At 36.5% G+C, this 15,606-nt stretch carries 11 protein-coding genes, 1 tRNA gene and 1 pseudogene; 4 read left to right on the forward strand and 9 right to left on the reverse strand.

All coding sequences use genetic code 11. The annotated features are described in order from the left end of the window. Positions 1-62 precede the first annotated feature (62 nt). The 4 genes and pseudogenes from AC3B6Y_RS01455 to AC3B6Y_RS01470 all read right to left on the reverse strand — a co-directional run bounded on the left by AC3B6Y_RS01455 (position 63) and on the right by AC3B6Y_RS01470 (position 3,668). The gene (locus tag AC3B6Y_RS01455) at positions 63-1,205 is read right to left on the reverse strand and encodes an ABC transporter permease (protein ID WP_489757778.1); all 1,143 of its coding nucleotides are present in this window, start codon (positions 1,203-1,205) and stop codon (positions 63-65) included. Continuing rightward, entirely contained in the window at positions 1,192-2,322 is a 1,131-nt protein-coding gene (locus tag AC3B6Y_RS01460) for an ABC transporter permease (protein WP_489791192.1), read from the reverse strand. Before AC3B6Y_RS01460 ends, AC3B6Y_RS01455 begins: the two co-directional genes overlap by 14 nt. Positions 2,323-2,329: 7 nt before the next feature. Beyond that, positions 2,330-3,261 (reverse strand): annotated as a pseudogene (locus AC3B6Y_RS01465) (ABC transporter ATP-binding protein). 215 nt (positions 3,262-3,476) lie between these two features. Then, positions 3,477-3,668, reverse strand: a complete 192-nt coding sequence (locus tag AC3B6Y_RS01470; protein ID WP_489791193.1) for a hypothetical protein — start codon at positions 3,666-3,668, stop codon at positions 3,477-3,479. A gap of 91 nt (positions 3,669-3,759) precedes the next feature. Here AC3B6Y_RS01470 and AC3B6Y_RS01475 point away from each other — a divergent pair, with 91 nt between their 5' ends. Together AC3B6Y_RS01475 and AC3B6Y_RS01480 are read left to right on the forward strand one after the other, a co-directional pair. After that, entirely contained in the window at positions 3,760-4,473 is a 714-nt protein-coding gene (locus tag AC3B6Y_RS01475) for a sensor histidine kinase (protein ID WP_489791194.1), read from the forward strand. Then, positions 4,451-5,077, forward strand: a complete 627-nt coding sequence (locus tag AC3B6Y_RS01480; RefSeq protein WP_489791195.1) for a response regulator — start codon at positions 4,451-4,453, stop codon at positions 5,075-5,077. Before AC3B6Y_RS01475 ends, AC3B6Y_RS01480 begins: the two co-directional genes overlap by 23 nt. 59 nt (positions 5,078-5,136) lie before the next feature. Here the strand turns inward: AC3B6Y_RS01480 and AC3B6Y_RS01485 are convergent, their stop codons facing one another. The 3 genes from AC3B6Y_RS01485 to AC3B6Y_RS01495 are packed head-to-tail and all read right to left on the reverse strand — an operon-like array spanning position 5,137 to position 9,699. After that, on the reverse strand, positions 5,137-6,135 hold the full coding sequence (locus AC3B6Y_RS01485; RefSeq protein ID WP_489791196.1) for a serine hydrolase domain-containing protein: 999 nt from the start codon (positions 6,133-6,135) through the stop codon (positions 5,137-5,139). Further along, positions 6,135-7,976 carry an ABC transporter ATP-binding protein gene (locus AC3B6Y_RS01490; protein ID WP_489757771.1) on the reverse strand — a complete coding sequence of 614 codons (1,842 nt, stop codon included), beginning with the start codon at positions 7,974-7,976 and terminating at the stop codon, positions 6,135-6,137. Before AC3B6Y_RS01490 ends, AC3B6Y_RS01485 begins: the two co-directional genes overlap by 1 nt. Further along, on the reverse strand, positions 7,969-9,699 hold the full coding sequence (locus AC3B6Y_RS01495; protein WP_489757770.1) for an ABC transporter ATP-binding protein: 1,731 nt from the start codon (positions 9,697-9,699) through the stop codon (positions 7,969-7,971). Before AC3B6Y_RS01495 ends, AC3B6Y_RS01490 begins: the two co-directional genes overlap by 8 nt. 39 nt (positions 9,700-9,738) lie before the next feature. Between AC3B6Y_RS01495 and AC3B6Y_RS01500 the strand changes: the two genes are divergently transcribed. Continuing rightward, positions 9,739-10,389, forward strand: coding sequence for a CPBP family intramembrane glutamic endopeptidase (locus tag AC3B6Y_RS01500; RefSeq protein ID WP_489775265.1), 651 nt, complete (start codon positions 9,739-9,741; stop codon positions 10,387-10,389). A 51-nt stretch (positions 10,390-10,440) separates the two neighbouring features. Next, a tRNA-Glu gene (locus AC3B6Y_RS01505) sits at positions 10,441-10,512 on the forward strand. Between the two features lie 69 nt (positions 10,513-10,581). On the opposite strand, the gene AC3B6Y_RS01510 is transcribed toward AC3B6Y_RS01505, so the two are convergent. Beyond that, the gene (locus AC3B6Y_RS01510) at positions 10,582-11,547 is read right to left on the reverse strand and encodes an alpha/beta hydrolase (protein ID WP_489775264.1); all 966 of its coding nucleotides are present in this window, start codon (positions 11,545-11,547) and stop codon (positions 10,582-10,584) included. A 329-nt stretch (positions 11,548-11,876) separates the two neighbouring features. After that, a complete protein-coding gene (locus tag AC3B6Y_RS01515) occupies positions 11,877-15,461 on the reverse strand; it encodes a BspA family leucine-rich repeat surface protein (RefSeq protein WP_489791197.1) in 3,585 nt (1,194 codons plus the stop codon). Positions 15,462-15,606 lie beyond the last annotated feature (145 nt).

Below are 15,606 nucleotides of genomic sequence, written 5' to 3' on the forward strand. Positions count from 1 at the left end.
ACGCAGCAGGAATCGTAAGATGATTGATCTTATTGATTCTTGGCTGCGTCTTTTTATAATTATTATTCATTAAACACCAATTGTTGGTTTTGTAAGCGTTGATACAGGGCCTGTAAAACAAGAAAAACTAAGCCAAACAAAATTAAAATGAGTTCAAATTTCCAAAATTGACCTGAAAGCATTTGATCGTTCGCAATCAAATCATTGACCTTCACAAACCAATAAGTCGGTGTTAAAGCTGCAACTTGATGCACTATCTTCGGCAAAAACTCTTGACTAATAAAAACTCCGCCTAAAAAGCATGATCCTAAAACGTAGATGGTCGAAAAACTATTCATGGTAGCTGCATTTTTAGCAATACTAGCAACCAATGAAGCTAAAGCTGTAGTTGTTAATGCAAATAAGAAAGAATTGAGCCAATAAAAACCGATTACTTTCCAAGAACTTTGTGCAAATACTTCGATTAAAATCATAAACAAGACAAAAATAATTGCTAAATAGCTCAACAAACCATTGTTAATTTGAGTACGAATTTTTTTGAGAGAATTGGGTGAACAAAAATTACGTTGATAGATTTCAAATTTATTAAATTTTAAACTTACGGTTTGAAAACCACTAAAAATGGTCATTGCTAAGCCATAAGCTAAAGCACCATAAAAAGCGGCTGCGATCGTATTTTGTCGTTGTCTGTAGTAATCATGATCATAATCAATTTGACCTTTAATCTTTAAGTTAGTTTTTGTTTTACTTAAAATTTGGGACCAGGACAATTGAGCATTATTTCTTTGATAATTAACTAGTGTATTAAAATAGCGATTAATCAATTTTCCTGCTAGTTGAGAACTAGCATTAGGAGCTAGTTGGACCTTCAGCTTAAACTTTTGGTGTGCTTGTAATCGCTGCTGCAAATTAGCCGGCAATTTAACCACGGCGTCAATTTCTTGGTAGTATAAAGCATCACTTAATTTATTAGTCGGAAATTTTCCAACTGCCTGGTAAGCTTTTTGATCTTTTAAATAAGCCTTAAAAGCCTTCACTGTCTTATTTTCATTTGAACTTAAGACAACAATTTTTGGTTGACTTAAAGAAGTGGTCTGGGTTTGGAAACTAATAAAAATCACCATCGCCATTGTCACAATTAAGCTAATTAATAAAGTGCTATAATTCTTTCGCAAAATTTTCCACACAGTTTTATAAATAGTCATAGCTCTTTCTTCTTTGTAAGACAAGATTAATCACAAATAAGATTACTAATAAAATTATCAACCACCATAAGTTTTGATAATATGCTTGCAGTTTGCGATAGGAGAATAATTGATAAAAACAATTAGTCAGTAAATTATTAGGATTTAATTGTCCCAATATCGGTAAATGAACATCAATCCAAAATTTAAAATCAGTATCACCCATCATTCCGCTCAAAAATGAATTGGTTAAAACTAGTACCAACCCTAAACTCAGTTGTTGATTTAGATTCTTTTTTGCAAGTAATTTTCCCCATAATTGACCACCAGTAATGGCTAATAAACAACCTAATGCAATCGTTACCAATAACCAACCTATGTGGGAACCAAAGCTGACTCGTAGTACCCAATGAAAGAAGCTGACAGCTATTAACATAATGATATAAAAAATGACCCAAGCAGCCACTAAATCACTGAACCAAATTTTCAAATAATTAAGCGGACTGATTTGTAGACGTATTCCACGGGCTGATTGTTGCGGTTGTTCATCATAATTCAATGTCAATCCAATCGTAAAGCCATCCATAGTTGACAATGCCAATAGCGCAAAGAAATAAAAACTCAAAATACTAAAATTTCGGGGACGCGCTTGATTACTCAACCACTGGCGATTTGTCGGTAAGTTAATACTTTGTTTTTTGGCAATTTGTTGTTGAATAATTTGGTAATTTTGTAAGTAAGTCGTCAAAAAATCTTGTAAAATCCGTTGTTGGTCATCCGAATTGATAATATTTAGCCGCCATTGTCCTTGTTTAAATTCAAAACAACCGGCTATTTGGTTCGCATGTAGTCGTTGTTGAGCCGTACTTTGTGACAATTGATGCACTTTAAACAATTTTTGATGTTGCATTCTAGATTGTGTTAAAGCCTGCTTTAATAAGTGCGTATCTGTCTGTTTATGGTCAACAACTGCCACTGAAATTTGGTCTAAGTTAAACGTGGTAGCATCTTGGTCTAATTGACTAAAAGCTAATTTCATTAAGATTCCCATAACTAATGGAAATATTGCCATCCAAAACAAGAACCAACGCTGTTTAATCAATATCTTTAAACGATATTTAATTAATAGTCTCATCATCTGCTCCTTAATCGCGTAATTTACGTCCCGTGATCGTTAAAAAAACATCATTCAAATCAGGTTGTTGCATTTTTAAATTGGCATATAAAATTTGATTTTGGGTAAAATACTCCAAAATCGTTACTAAATTTTGATTCAAATTTTGATTACATAAAACTAACTGTCGAGATTGATATTCCACACGCACCATTCCTGGAAGCTTGGTTAACTGCTGCAATTGTTCAGGTGTAATTTGTGGGACTTCCATCATTAACTTAGAATCAGTTTGAATCATTGCAATTAATTGGTCTTTAGTCCCTCGAGCAATAATTTCGCCTCGATCTAAGATTACGATAGGATCACATAAATATTCAGCTTCTTCCATATAGTGCGTGGTATAAATAATGGTAGCGCCGTTTTGGTTTAACTGTTTGATGCTTTCCAAAATTTTATTTCGGCTTTGTGGATCTACGGCAACCGTAGGTTCATCAAAGAAAATCAATTCTGGTTGATGAGCAATCCCGCAAGCAATATTTAACCGTCGTTTAAAGCCACCACTTAATTGTTTGGGATAATATTTCCTAAAGTCCTGAAGTTCCACCAATTCTAAAGCTTGATTAACTAAAGTCCGACGTTTTTACTTGTCTTGCACGTACAAACCACAAAATAATCAACATTTTCTTGTACGGTCAATTCAGCAAACAATGCTAATTCTTGCGGAACTAAACCGATCCTTTGTTTCACTGCGTAATTAGTCGGAGTCATGATTTGATCAAAAACTTTAATTTCACCCCGATCATATTTTAATAGGCCTAAAATGCAATTAATTAAAGTTGATTTGCCACTGCCATTGGGGCCTAACAAACCCAAAATATCACCTGGCTTAACTTGCAGATTCAAATGATTTAAAACTTTTTGCTTATCATAACGTTTAACCAAATTGTGCACATCAATTATCAAAATAAGAAGCCCCCTGTTTTTGAACTTTAAATTTAATATAATAGAAGTATTCCATATTAAATAGTTACATTTATTCAAACAACTAATGACATTTGTCACAAAGGAGTCAAAATGCTGCATTCACCAACTAAATACAATCAGTGGTCACTACTAATTATTACAGTCATTTGTGGACTATTATTTTATCATCAGCAAACAACAACTACTGCAGTTATTTACCCTCTAATCAGTATCTTATGTTTAGGTAGCTTATTATTACCAGTTTCCTTTAATCCCGGCTGGATTCCACTAATCACAACTAGTTGTTTAAGCATCTGGCAACCAAATTTTTGCTTTTTTCTGCCAATGGTTTGTTTATTCACTCTACAATGGACTAAATTTCCCTGGAAATATTGTTTATTAATCATTAGTATTCCTCTTATCTGGCATTTTAACTGGACCAGTAGTTTGCTTTTGGGATTAATTTTCATAACGTTCATCTTGAATCATTGTAATCAGTTGATTCGACAACTTTATCAAGCCAATTTAAAGTTACAAGATGATAGTTTTGAACAACAAAAAAGATTGAAGCAACAAAATGTTGCTTTAAAAAGTGCTAATCAAACACAATTACAATTACAAATTGCCAATGAACGTAACAAAATTGCCCGTGACATTCACGATAACGTCGGTCACTTATTATCTAGCAGTCTCTTGCAAGTAGCCGCGTTACAAACGATCAATCAAAATGAACAATTAAAACCATTACTCATTAATTTAGAACAAACCATGAACCAAGCGTTAGATAGTATTCGTTTAAACGTTCACCAATTACAGCATAAATCCTTATCATTCCCACAAGAATTCGAACTTTTATGTAATAATTTTCAGTTTTGCTCACTAAAGTGCCACGGACAGATTTTTGTTCTTAATTCCCGGCAACAAACCAATGTTATCTTGGTTATTAAAGAAGCTTTAACTAATATTATGAAACACTCCCATGCAACTTTAGTTCGATTTAATTTTCAAGAATTACCGGCTTTTAATCGTTTACAAATCATTAATAACGGTGCGCCCACCAACTATCAGCCAGGAATGGGATTAACGGACATGACACAACGTGCTCAAGAATTAAATGGACAAATTCACTTTCACACCAAAGCAGACCAATTTTTCGTAACTTTAATTATTCCTAAAGGAGGACTAACTAATGCTCAGGGTAATCGTAATTGATGACGATCATTTGGTTACACAAGCTTTAACTACTATTATTGAAGCTGATTCACAGTTAACAGTTAGTGCTTGTGGCTATAATTCACAAGCCGCTATACATCTATACGAACAAATTCAACCTGATGTCTTATTGTTAGATATTCGCCTACCAGATCAGTTAGGCTTAAAAGCGGCACAAACTATCTTACAAAAATATCCACGAGCAAAAATTTTATTGCTGACAACTTTTAGTGATAATGAATATATTAGTCAAGCACTGGCAATTGGTGTTAAAGGTTATTTAATCAAACAAAAGTTCACAAGTATCGTGCCCGCTATTCACGCCGTTGCCAATAATCAATACATTTATGGCGATGAAATTGTTTCTAAAATCCAACATCAATGGCCCAACATTCCGTCTAAATTAAATGCTACCCATGAGTCTTTGACTCAACGGCAACAAGAAATCCTCCAATTAGTGGCCACTGGACAAAACAACAAGGAAATTGCTCAAACTTTGTTTTTAAGTGAGGGCACGATTCGAAATCAGATCAGTCAATTATTAACCAAACTGCAGTTGCGCGATCGCACTCAATTAGCTATTTATTACTATCAAAACTACTAAAAAAGACAGTTTAGATGGGATTCTAACTTGATTCCTCAATAAACTGTCTTTATTTTTCCTTATTGTAAAAATAAATTCACGATTGCGTCTCTTTGACTTAAGAAACGTTGATTGTTATTAAACGGGTGTACCCGATTACTCAACACAATTAATGCTCGCTGACGGAAGCGATCAATCAACCAAAAGTTCCCTGTATAGCCGGTATGATACAACACCCATTGTTGTTGCGCATTTTTGCGGAGATCCCAACCAAATGAACGTCCTAAATGATGCTGGGTAAAATCTTGAAATAAACCGGTCACCATATCCTGTTGAATTGGTGGCTGCAAAATTGATAATTGTCCCAGCATAAATTGCGTAAATCGGATTAAATCCGTTATAGCAGCAAATAAACCGGCTGAAGCACAATGCTGACCTAATTGATAAGCCTTAGGATCATGAACTTCTCCCTGTAACCAATGACCAGCCCGTTGATTAGTTACGACGCATTTTGCTGCCTCCGGATGAAACGTTGCTGTCGTTAACCCTAAGGGTTGTAAAACTTCTTGTTCAATGACCGTTTGTACTGGTTGTTGATAAATTTGTTCAATGATTAAGCCTGCTAAAATTGGCCCCGTATCGGTATACCGCACTACTTGCTCAAACTCAGTTGTGATCGGTAATTCTTGTAGGGCAACTAACAATTGCGATGCCGATAATTGATCACGATTAGGAATGTAACCCCGAATGCCAGAAGTGTGCGTCATTAGATGCGTCAAAGTCACACGTTGATCAGTAAATAATGGCAAATAAGTCGCTACTTTACTATCCCAGGATAATATTCCCTGTTCAATCAACTTTAGTAAAACAGTCGTCGTACCTAAAACTTTGGTTAACGAAGCTAAGTCATATAAACTGTTTTGGTGCAGTTGCGTAACTTGCGGTTGCCAAGCATTACAACCCCAACAATTTTGATAGCAATTGTCCGGTGTAATTAAAGCACAACTGACTCCAGGAACTACTTGTTCTACCACTAGTTGGTGAATTTTAACCAGTAGATAATCTGTCCTTACTGCCATTAAAGCGCCACACTACCACTAAACTGAGAATTATATAAATCAGCATAGAAGCCGTTTTGGGCTAATAACTCGTCATGCGTGCCTGTTTCAATAATTGATCCTTGATTCATGACAATAATTTGGTCAGCATCTTGAATGGTTGATAAACGGTGCGCCACCACAAAGCTCGTCCGGCCTTTTAATAAACGCTCCATAGCATGTTGAATATGAATCTCAGTGCGCGTATCAACTGAGGAAGTCGCCTCATCTAAGATTAAAATTTCCGGATCTGCTACAAAAGCTCGCGCAATGGTCAACAACTGACGTTGTCCTTGAGAGATATTAGAAGCTTCTTCATTTAAAATTGTGTCATAGCCTTGTGGTAATTGTTGCACAAATTCATCGACGTGCGCAGCTTTAGCAGCCGCCATAATTTCTTCTTGAGTTGCATCTTCACGGCCATATTTTAAATTGTCGTAAATACTGCCGGTAAATAACCATGTATCTTGCAGCACCATCGCAAAGTGACTCCGCAAATCTTCACGCTTTAAGTTACGCGTATCCTGACCAGCTAGTTTAATCGAACCACCACTAATATCATAAAAGCGTTCCAACAAGTTAATAATCGTTGTTTTACCGGCGCCGGTTGGTCCCACAATTGCCACCATTTCACCCGGTTTAACTTGTAGCGAATAGTCTTTTAAAAGCAGTGGTTGTCCCTGATAGCCGAATTGCACATGATCCAATTCAATCAAATTAGCAGTTTCTTCGTCAGCAATATCAACATGTGTGTGCGGCATTTCTGGCTCATCCATGATGGCGAAAATCCGCTCTGCTGAAGCAACTGTTGCTTGAATCGTATTGGATAAATTAGCTAATTGATTAATCGGTTGTGAAAACTGTTGCGTGTATTGCAAGAAAGCTTGAATATCACCAATCGGCAAACGACCATGAGCTACTTGAATGCCCCCGTAGATAGCGACGCCCACATAACCCAAATTGTTCACAAAAGTCATTAACGGCATCATTAAACCGGACCAGAGTTGTGCTTTCCAAGCAGAATGGTATAAGCGATTATTCTCTTCTTCAAATTCTGCTAAAGCTTCTGGTTCATGATTAAAGGCTTTAACTACTAAATGCGCACCATAATTTTCTTCAATTTGATTATTCAATAATCCCAAAGAAGCTTGTTGAGCAGAAAAAGCTTTTTGCGATTTGGGCGCAATCAAGCCAATCACAATGATACTAACCGGAACGGTGATTAAGGCAATTAAAGTCAATTTCCAACTAATCGAGAACATCATCCATAATGTTCCGACCAAAGTGACAATGCTGGTAACTAATTGCGTAATACTTTGTTGTAACGTACTAGCAATATTATCCATATCATTAATCGCCCGCGACATAATATCGCCATTATCATGGGTATCATAATAATTAATCGGCAAAAACTTCATTTTTAATTTTAAATCCCGCCGCAATTTGTAAACCGTTTGCTGGGAAGCACGCGTCATCAAAATTTGTTGTAAGAAATTAAAAACGGCCGAACCCAAATACATTAAAGCAACAATTGCTAAAATTTGTTCAATTTTGCCAAAATTAACTGGGAATTGCGTAATATTAAAACCCGCCTTTTGTTTGGCTAAACCGGTCATGACACCCTTAAAGATTTCCGTTGTCGCTTCACCTAAAATCTTCGGTGTTTTAATTTGAAAAATCGTGGCTGTGACAGCCAAAATTAGTACCAAAATAATTGAGAACCAAAAATCGGATAAATACCGGCATAAACGCCAGGTGGTCTTCCAAAAGTTTTGGGGTTTACGTTGACCAAAATTTCGACGATCAGAATGATTTTTAGGCATTCATTGTATCTCCTTTCAATTGAGATTTAATAATTTCTTGATAAGTTGTATTAGATTGTTTCAACTCTTGATGTGTTCCTAAACCAACCATCTGACCTTGATCTAAGACAACAATAACATCGGAATCAGAAATTGTTGAAATTCGTTGGCCGACAATGACGACGACTTTATCTTGCATCGCTGGATCAGTTTTTAAGGCTTTTCTTAATTGGGAATCAGTTTTAAAATCCAACGCGGAAAAAGAGTCGTCAAAAATATAAATATCAGCTGGCTTCACTAAAGCGCGCGCAATCGCCAAGCGTTGTTTTTGACCACCAGAGAAATTATCACCATTTTGTTCCACCAAGGTATCTAAGCCCTTTTCAGCGGCAATAAAATCATCGGCCTGCGCAATTTTGAGTGCATGCCACAACTCGGCATCGGTTGCCTGTTGGTTACCATACTGTAAGTTTTGGCGTAACGTACCCTTAAATAAAATTGATTTTTGTGGTACCAAAGAAATAGCATGCCGCAAATCTTGTTGCTTAACTTGCCGGACATCATGACCATCAACCAAAACTTGTCCGGTCTGCGGATCATATAACCGACATAACAAGTTGATTAAGGTTGTCTTGCCAGAACCAGTTCCTCCAATAATTCCGACAGTTTGCCCGGCCTGCGCCTGAAAATCAATCTTTTGCAAGGCCGGTTGCTGCGCATTTTGATAGCTAAAAGTAACCTGTTGCATCGCTACCGCTGCACTAGCTTGTTGCAATTCTTGTGGTTGTTTTGGATCCACGATCTGGTTTTGTAATTGTAAAACTTCGTTAATCCGCACCCCGGAAGCTTGAGCTCTGGGCACGACCACAAAAATCATGGATAACATCATAACGCTCATTAAGATTTGTGAAGCATACGTCATAAAGGCTAACAAATTACCAATGGGCATCACTTGCATGGATATATACTTCGCACCCAGCCATGTAATAGCAATATTAGTAGCACTCATGATTAAAGTCGTTAGTGGATACATCACGGCTACAATGGAAAAGACCTTTTGGGCATTGTGCGTATAATCTTGATTAGCGGCCGCAAACCGCTTTTGCTCCCAGTCATCTTGGCGAAAAGCTCGAATCACGCGCACGCCAGTTAAACCTTCACGAAAAACTAAGTTCAACCGATCGGTCTTTTCCTGCATTTTACGAAACAAAGGATCCGCAAAATATAAAATCACGCCGACTACCACGATGAGAATTGGTAAGACAATAATGAAAATCTTAGTCAGCTGCTGATCTTTTTGATAAGCCATAAAACTAGCACCTAACATCATAATTGGTGCCATAATCATCATTCGTAACATCATCATTGTGACATTTTGCATTTGCACCACATCATTGGTCGTTCTGGTAATCAATGAAGAAGTTCCCACTTGATCAAATTCATCATTCGACAAATACAAAACTTTACGATAAATGTCACTCCGTAAATTTTTCCCTAACTTTTGTGATGCTTGTGAAGCTAGAGAAACATTGACCGTTGCGGCAATAATAACCAGTAACGACACTCCGATCATTTTGATTCCCGCCATTATGATATAATGAGTATCACCTTTAGTGATCCCATTATTAACAATATCTGAAGTAATATTCGGCAAATACAAATTGCCCATTACTTGTAAAACCATAAAGAGAATCGCCCCTAATACACTCCATAGAGGAATTCGATTTTTCATAATTCGAAACATGCGCTTTAATCCACTCCCTTAATTAGAAAGGTTAATTTTATGAAACTTAAGCATCAAAATAACCACTATCTTACCACAATTTTTTTAATTATAGGACTATGTTTTTTTTATTTATTACAACAATTACCTTTAATTATTTTGCAACTAACTGCTAAAGAACACCTAGCTCCTTTCCAAATTACGTTAAGCTTTGGTCTTAGTATTTTAATAGTCATCACAATTATGTGGTGGGGACTGCAACACAGCCAAACTTTCCCTACGCACAAGCTATCTAAGCCCACTTATACATTGATTGGTATTGCGTTTGTCTTAGTAATCGTTATCAATTTAGTATTGCTACCATTAATGAAAACGACTGACAATACCAACGTGAATAGTTTACTCCACTTAGCCCAAGCATCTCCAGTTTTATTTGTGATCTATGCCATTTTCATTGCCCCAATTACTGAAGAGATTCTTTTTCGTGGCCTAATCATTAATTGGTTTTTTGCTGATCACTTATATCTCGGAGCTTTTATCAGCGCCGTTTTATTCGGATTAGTCCATCTCTCGAAAGACCCTATCTATTTTTTATCTAAATTTCTCATCGGCTTATTACTCGGATTACTCTATGTGCGTACCCAAAATATTAAAAGTGATATTTGCTTACATCTATTAAACAATCTTGCAGCTATCCTGATGGCTTTGTAAAACAATGCTTGACGAACAATCGATTTTTCAGTATGATAGTTATTGTTTGATTGCCCGTTGGTCAAATGGTTAAGACGCCACCCTCTCAAGGTGGAGTTACGGGTCCGATTCCCGTACGGGTGATATTATGATTGATTAGTTTATGTATGAGCTCCCACATTGGGAGCTTTTTTGTTAAAAAATCAATACCAGCTAAGCTTTTTGATTGTCAGCTAACATTTGTTCAAAAGCACTCAACTTGGGTAACGGCAACGCAAAACGTTTTTGTAACCAAGTAGCACACAAATCAAACCACAGGGCAACATCGCTTACAATTTGACTTTGCGAAGCAGCAGTCGCCTGCGTGGCCAAGCTCAAACCGTGCGCACCATGTTCAAACAAATGTAATTCAAACGGAATATTCTGTTCTTTTAGGGCTGTTGCAAATTTCAACGAATGTAATGATGAAACCAACGGATCATCCGCAGTCGCCCAAATAAAAGTAGCAGGCGTATTTTGGTCAACTTGTAAAACCGGGCTAGTTTGTTGTAATTGGTCTAATGAAGGTTCTTCTTGACCTAATAGAGCGACCATCGACGCCTTCATAAACTGCTGATCCATTCCTTGCATAACTTCTTTAATTTGTTGATTCAACATAACATAATCTGTTAAAGCATAACCTAAAATGCAAGCCGCTGGTTGTAATAAATTCTTATCGGCTCCAAAATGCTTGGTAAACCAAGCACGATGCCAATTAGTTGCGTACAAAGCGGCATTATGTCCACCAGCGGAAAAGCCACAAACGGCCACTTTTTGTGGATCCACATGCCATTTTGCTGCGTTTTTCTTGACCAAAACCATAGCCTGGCCTAATTCTAATAACTGTTGTGGAAATAATCGCTCTTTTTTCGGTGGTAAATCAACTAAATCCGGTAAATCTGCGGAACCATCATTATAAGTACTATATCGTAAAACAAAGGCATGATAACCCAATGCATTAAATTTTAAAGCAATGGGTTCCGCCTCGCGATCTGAACAATTAAAATAGCCACCACCCGGACAAATAATAATGGCAGGCCGATTACCACCATTAATAGTTTCGCTTGAATCATCTAGTAAATACGTTGTCAACGTCACTGCTGGATTATCAGCTTTTAACGAAAAAGTCTGAATCTTCATTCAAACAACCTCCCAATGATCTTCTTAATACTGAAATTAAAACTCTTATCTCTAGGATTAAACCTTGTATCATTGAGTAATCAATACAAAGTTGTCCCTGTCATTTATAATAAGCGCTATCATTTTAATAATCTAGCCAGAAATAATAGTTAAATACTGTTCATATGTTAGAAGAAAAAAACTAACTAGGTAAATTGCCAATCTAGTTAGTTCAAAATTAATTATCAACACTACTTTACATAAACCTTTTATTTACATATATATAATTAGTTCTTATTTCAAAACATTAAATCTGAAAACAATTGCGCTCACAAGACTAACAGCTTGTTTTATTGTAGTGAGTTGACTAACGACCATGTTGCTGTAGCATGATAATCTGCTTTATAGACTGGAACTTGTAATTGCCGCAAATCGAGCTTTGGACCCGCGATTTGGTGATGACTAGTATCCCACCAACCTGTTGAAATATCAGTAACCGCCTTACCAGAACCATCAACAAGCGTATGATGCTTGTCATACTGATCAATTACTGCCGGCGTTTGCGAAATGGCAGTTGGCGTACTACTACCAGCAGGTAAATATTGGAAAATGTCTGTTAATGGCGTTGTCGTTTGATCACTAGTGAAATCTGCAATCGCTAAACTGAGTTGCCAACTCGGTACTCCCGTCATGTCCGTTACTTTTAATGCTGTTCGTGTGGCATCATACGGCAAATCGTAAGCTTGCTTAGCCGTTTGTACAATCTTGGTGCCAAAGTCTAGCGTATCCGGCACAATCAAGTTCATCGTACCTGAATTATATTTCAAATCTAATTGATAAGGTGTTAATGGTAACAAGGGATCTGTAGTAATAGCTGGGAAAACTGGTGGTATTTCTAAAGCGTTAGTTAAGGTATAACGATAATGCTTTGTCTTAATTGCAGTTGGAAAATTAGCTTGATCTGTCGGATCTATCGGCTTGCCAACCACACCGACAACCGTCTTAGCAGGCTTGGTTCCATTTTCATCGGTATTAAAAATTGGTTGGTTCGTATTATTATCCAAATAATTAAGCTGAACAATACTATTCTCTGCTACATTAACTGTTGCTGCTGTTGAAGCCTGCGGATTTTCATTAGTGAATTGCCCCCCACTATCCACAGCATAAATTTTAATTTGATGACCACCAGCTTTGGGAGTGGCTAAAGTCTTTAAATCAGTCTGATCAATAATATTTGCTGTCCAAGATTGCGCCAATGACGGATCTTGAATAGTCAAAGGTGTGGGCTGTAATTTTTGATAGCTTTCAATCTCAGCTAAAGTTGGCGTCGTATCTACCGGATCAATGGCATAATACAACTGTACTCGAGAACTATCGTTATCAATCACGCTTCCGCTTAGTTGTATAGCGGGCAAACTCTTATCTTGATAATCATGGCAATATTCTAGGTCCATATTTGTAGTGCCCAATGTCCCAAACCTTACTTGCGGTGTTTGATTCTTTAACTGATGCTGCCAGACTAAAGTTTGCGTAGGATTTCCCTTACTGGCGTCCGAATCTTGATCTTGACTCGGACGATTAGCATTACGTAAAAAATCATCATCCAATGAATCTCGGGTCGGATAAATGGTCCCAGTTGGGTGATGGTCCGTTCCTGCACCCACGGCTTGCCAAGCGCCGGTCTTTTGCCCAGCCTGACCTAAAACTTTATATTGATAAGCGCCATCTTGAAAAGTCAAACCTAATTGTGGCATGTCTACATAATCATTATACCAATCGTACTTACTACTAGAGCTATAATGATAGGCATTAGGAAAGAGCACCTTAGAACTTACTTTAATTTTCCACAAATTATGATCACCTTGCGTAAAATATAAAATAGATTCTTTGTACTGAACTTTAGTGGTATCGAATTTACTTAAATCTAAACTCGTTAAATTGCTACAACCAGAGAACATGCTTTCCATATCAACAACCTTACTGGTGTTAAAGTTGCTGACGTCTAAATGGGTCAAACTGCTACAGTTATAGAACATATAAAACATTCTAATAACTTGACTGGTGTCAAAACTACTTAAATCTAAACTTGGTAAGCTTCTACAATTATAGAACATATCAGAAATATCAGTAACTTGACTAGTGTCAAAACTACTTAAATCTAAATTGGTTAAATTTTCACATGCATAAAAAATGTGAGACATATCAGTGACTTTTCTGGTGTCAAAATTACTTAAATCTAAACTTGGTAAACTGCTACAGCCACTAAACATAGAAGATATATCCTTAACATTGCTAGTATCAAATTTACTTACGTCTAAACTTGGTAAACTGCTACAGCCATAAAACATAGAAGACATGGATTTAACATTACTTGTATCAAAATCACTCACATCTAAACTTGGTAAACTGCTACAGACACTAAACATAGAAGACATATCAGTAACATTGCTAGTATCAAAATCACTCACATCTAAACTTGGTAAACTGCTACAGCCATAAAACATAGAAGACATGGACGTAACATTACTTGTTTCAAAATCACTCACATCCAAACTTGGTAAACTGCTACATCCATAAAACATAGAAGGCATGGATGTAACATTACTTGTTTCAAAACCGCTGACATCTAACCTTAATAAACTGCTACAACCGTAAAACATGAAAGACATAACAGTTACGTTACTGGTATTAAACCATTTCTTATTCCATGTAATAGATTGCAAATCAGAACAATCTTTAAACCAACTTTTCATACTAATCACGTTCTCTGTTCGCCATGTAGTCAGATTTAAATTGATCAACTTGGAACAACCTAAAAACAAACTCGAACCATCGAGGTCACTATTGGTGATTACAGGTTGACTACTGCTAAATGTTCCAAATTTGCCACCGACATTTAATTTCGTCAATTGTTGACATTCGTCAAACATTGCTGCCAAATTATAGACCTGACTGGTATCCCAATTACTCAAATCTAGTTTTTGAAATTCCGAATTTCTAAACATATAACTCATATCAGTAACTTTACTTGTATCAAATCCTTTTAAATCAGCAGCACTAATTTGCGAATAACCAAACATGTTTGACATTGTAGTAACATTAGAAGTATCCAAAGATCTCAGATCCAATGTTCCAGTACACGTAACGCTATTAAACATATAATCCATACTAGTGACGTTAGAAGTGTCAATATTTTGAAAATTAAAATCAGTCAAATCATCTCCAATAAACATGCCAGAAGTATTTTTTAATTGACTGGTCTTCCAGCCACTTAAATTAACATTTAATATATTGCCCGTAGCCACATAATCGAACATATAACTCATATCAGTAACGTGACTGACATCAAAGTTACTCAAGTCTAGTTCACTAAGCTTGGAGCACCTATAAAACATACTGGCCATATTAGTAACCTGACTCGTATCCAACTTGTCTAAGCCATCAATTTCAGTACAATATATTAAATTAGCAAAAACATAGGCACAGTTAGTTGGGAGTTGAACTCCTGGTTGCAGAACTACTTTTTTGATATTACTGTTATGCTCCAACCAACTTTCACCTTCGTAAGTAAAATTAGTATTAACATCTCTATAATAACCGTAAGTATCTAACGTACCCGCGCCCACCGTTAGTGTACCATCAACATCAAGGGTCCACGGACAAGTACCTGCTACTCCACTGACCGGCGCTGTTAAAGCTGTAAAGTTACTAATTGCTGGCTTAGTTTTTAAGAGATCGCGACTTTGCCTAGCACTGCTCGACGTTAGTGAACTGAAGTTCTGTGGACTGGTCAAGAGATCATTAGCTGTATGTATTGTTTGACTAAAGTCAGTGTGTGGCTTCAAAGTCTTAGCTTGCAAATTGGAACTTTGAAGCAATAAAAATCCAAATAATAAGACAAATAAGGTCACGATTTTAGAATATTTATTATTCATCGAAAAGTCCTCCGTTTTAATCATCTGTAATTTAACCAAGCACTTATTTGCTAATTAAAAATTACTCATTGACCTCACACAAGCATATTAAGTCCTAACTTTGTAATCTCTTCTTCAATTTCTTTTTTTGACTTTATATTAGTTA

It is taken from the genome of Bombilactobacillus sp. ESL1092 (assembly GCF_058107465.1).

Coding starts and splice junctions, on each gene's coding strand:
- AC3B6Y_RS01515 (WP_489791197.1), bottom strand. CDS start 15,461: ATGAATAATAAATATTCTAAAATCGTGACCTTATTTGTCTTATTATTT.
- AC3B6Y_RS01480 (WP_489791195.1), top strand. CDS start 4,451: ATGCTCAGGGTAATCGTAATTGATGACGATCATTTGGTTACACAAGCT.
- AC3B6Y_RS01455 (WP_489757778.1), bottom strand. CDS start 1,205: ATGACTATTTATAAAACTGTGTGGAAAATTTTGCGAAAGAATTATAGC.
- AC3B6Y_RS01485 (WP_489791196.1), bottom strand. CDS start 6,135: ATGGCAGTAAGGACAGATTATCTACTGGTTAAAATTCACCAACTAGTG.
- AC3B6Y_RS01460 (WP_489791192.1), bottom strand. CDS start 2,322: ATGATGAGACTATTAATTAAATATCGTTTAAAGATATTGATTAAACAG.
- AC3B6Y_RS01510 (WP_489775264.1), bottom strand. CDS start 11,547: ATGAAGATTCAGACTTTTTCGTTAAAAGCTGATAATCCAGCAGTGACG.
- AC3B6Y_RS01495 (WP_489757770.1), bottom strand. CDS start 9,699: ATGTTTCGAATTATGAAAAATCGAATTCCTCTATGGAGTGTATTAGGG.
- AC3B6Y_RS01490 (WP_489757771.1), bottom strand. CDS start 7,976: ATGCCTAAAAATCATTCTGATCGTCGAAATTTTGGTCAACGTAAACCC.
- AC3B6Y_RS01500 (WP_489775265.1), top strand. CDS start 9,739: ATGAAACTTAAGCATCAAAATAACCACTATCTTACCACAATTTTTTTA.
- AC3B6Y_RS01470 (WP_489791193.1), bottom strand. CDS start 3,668: ATGATTAATAAACAATATTTCCAGGGAAATTTAGTCCATTGTAGAGTG.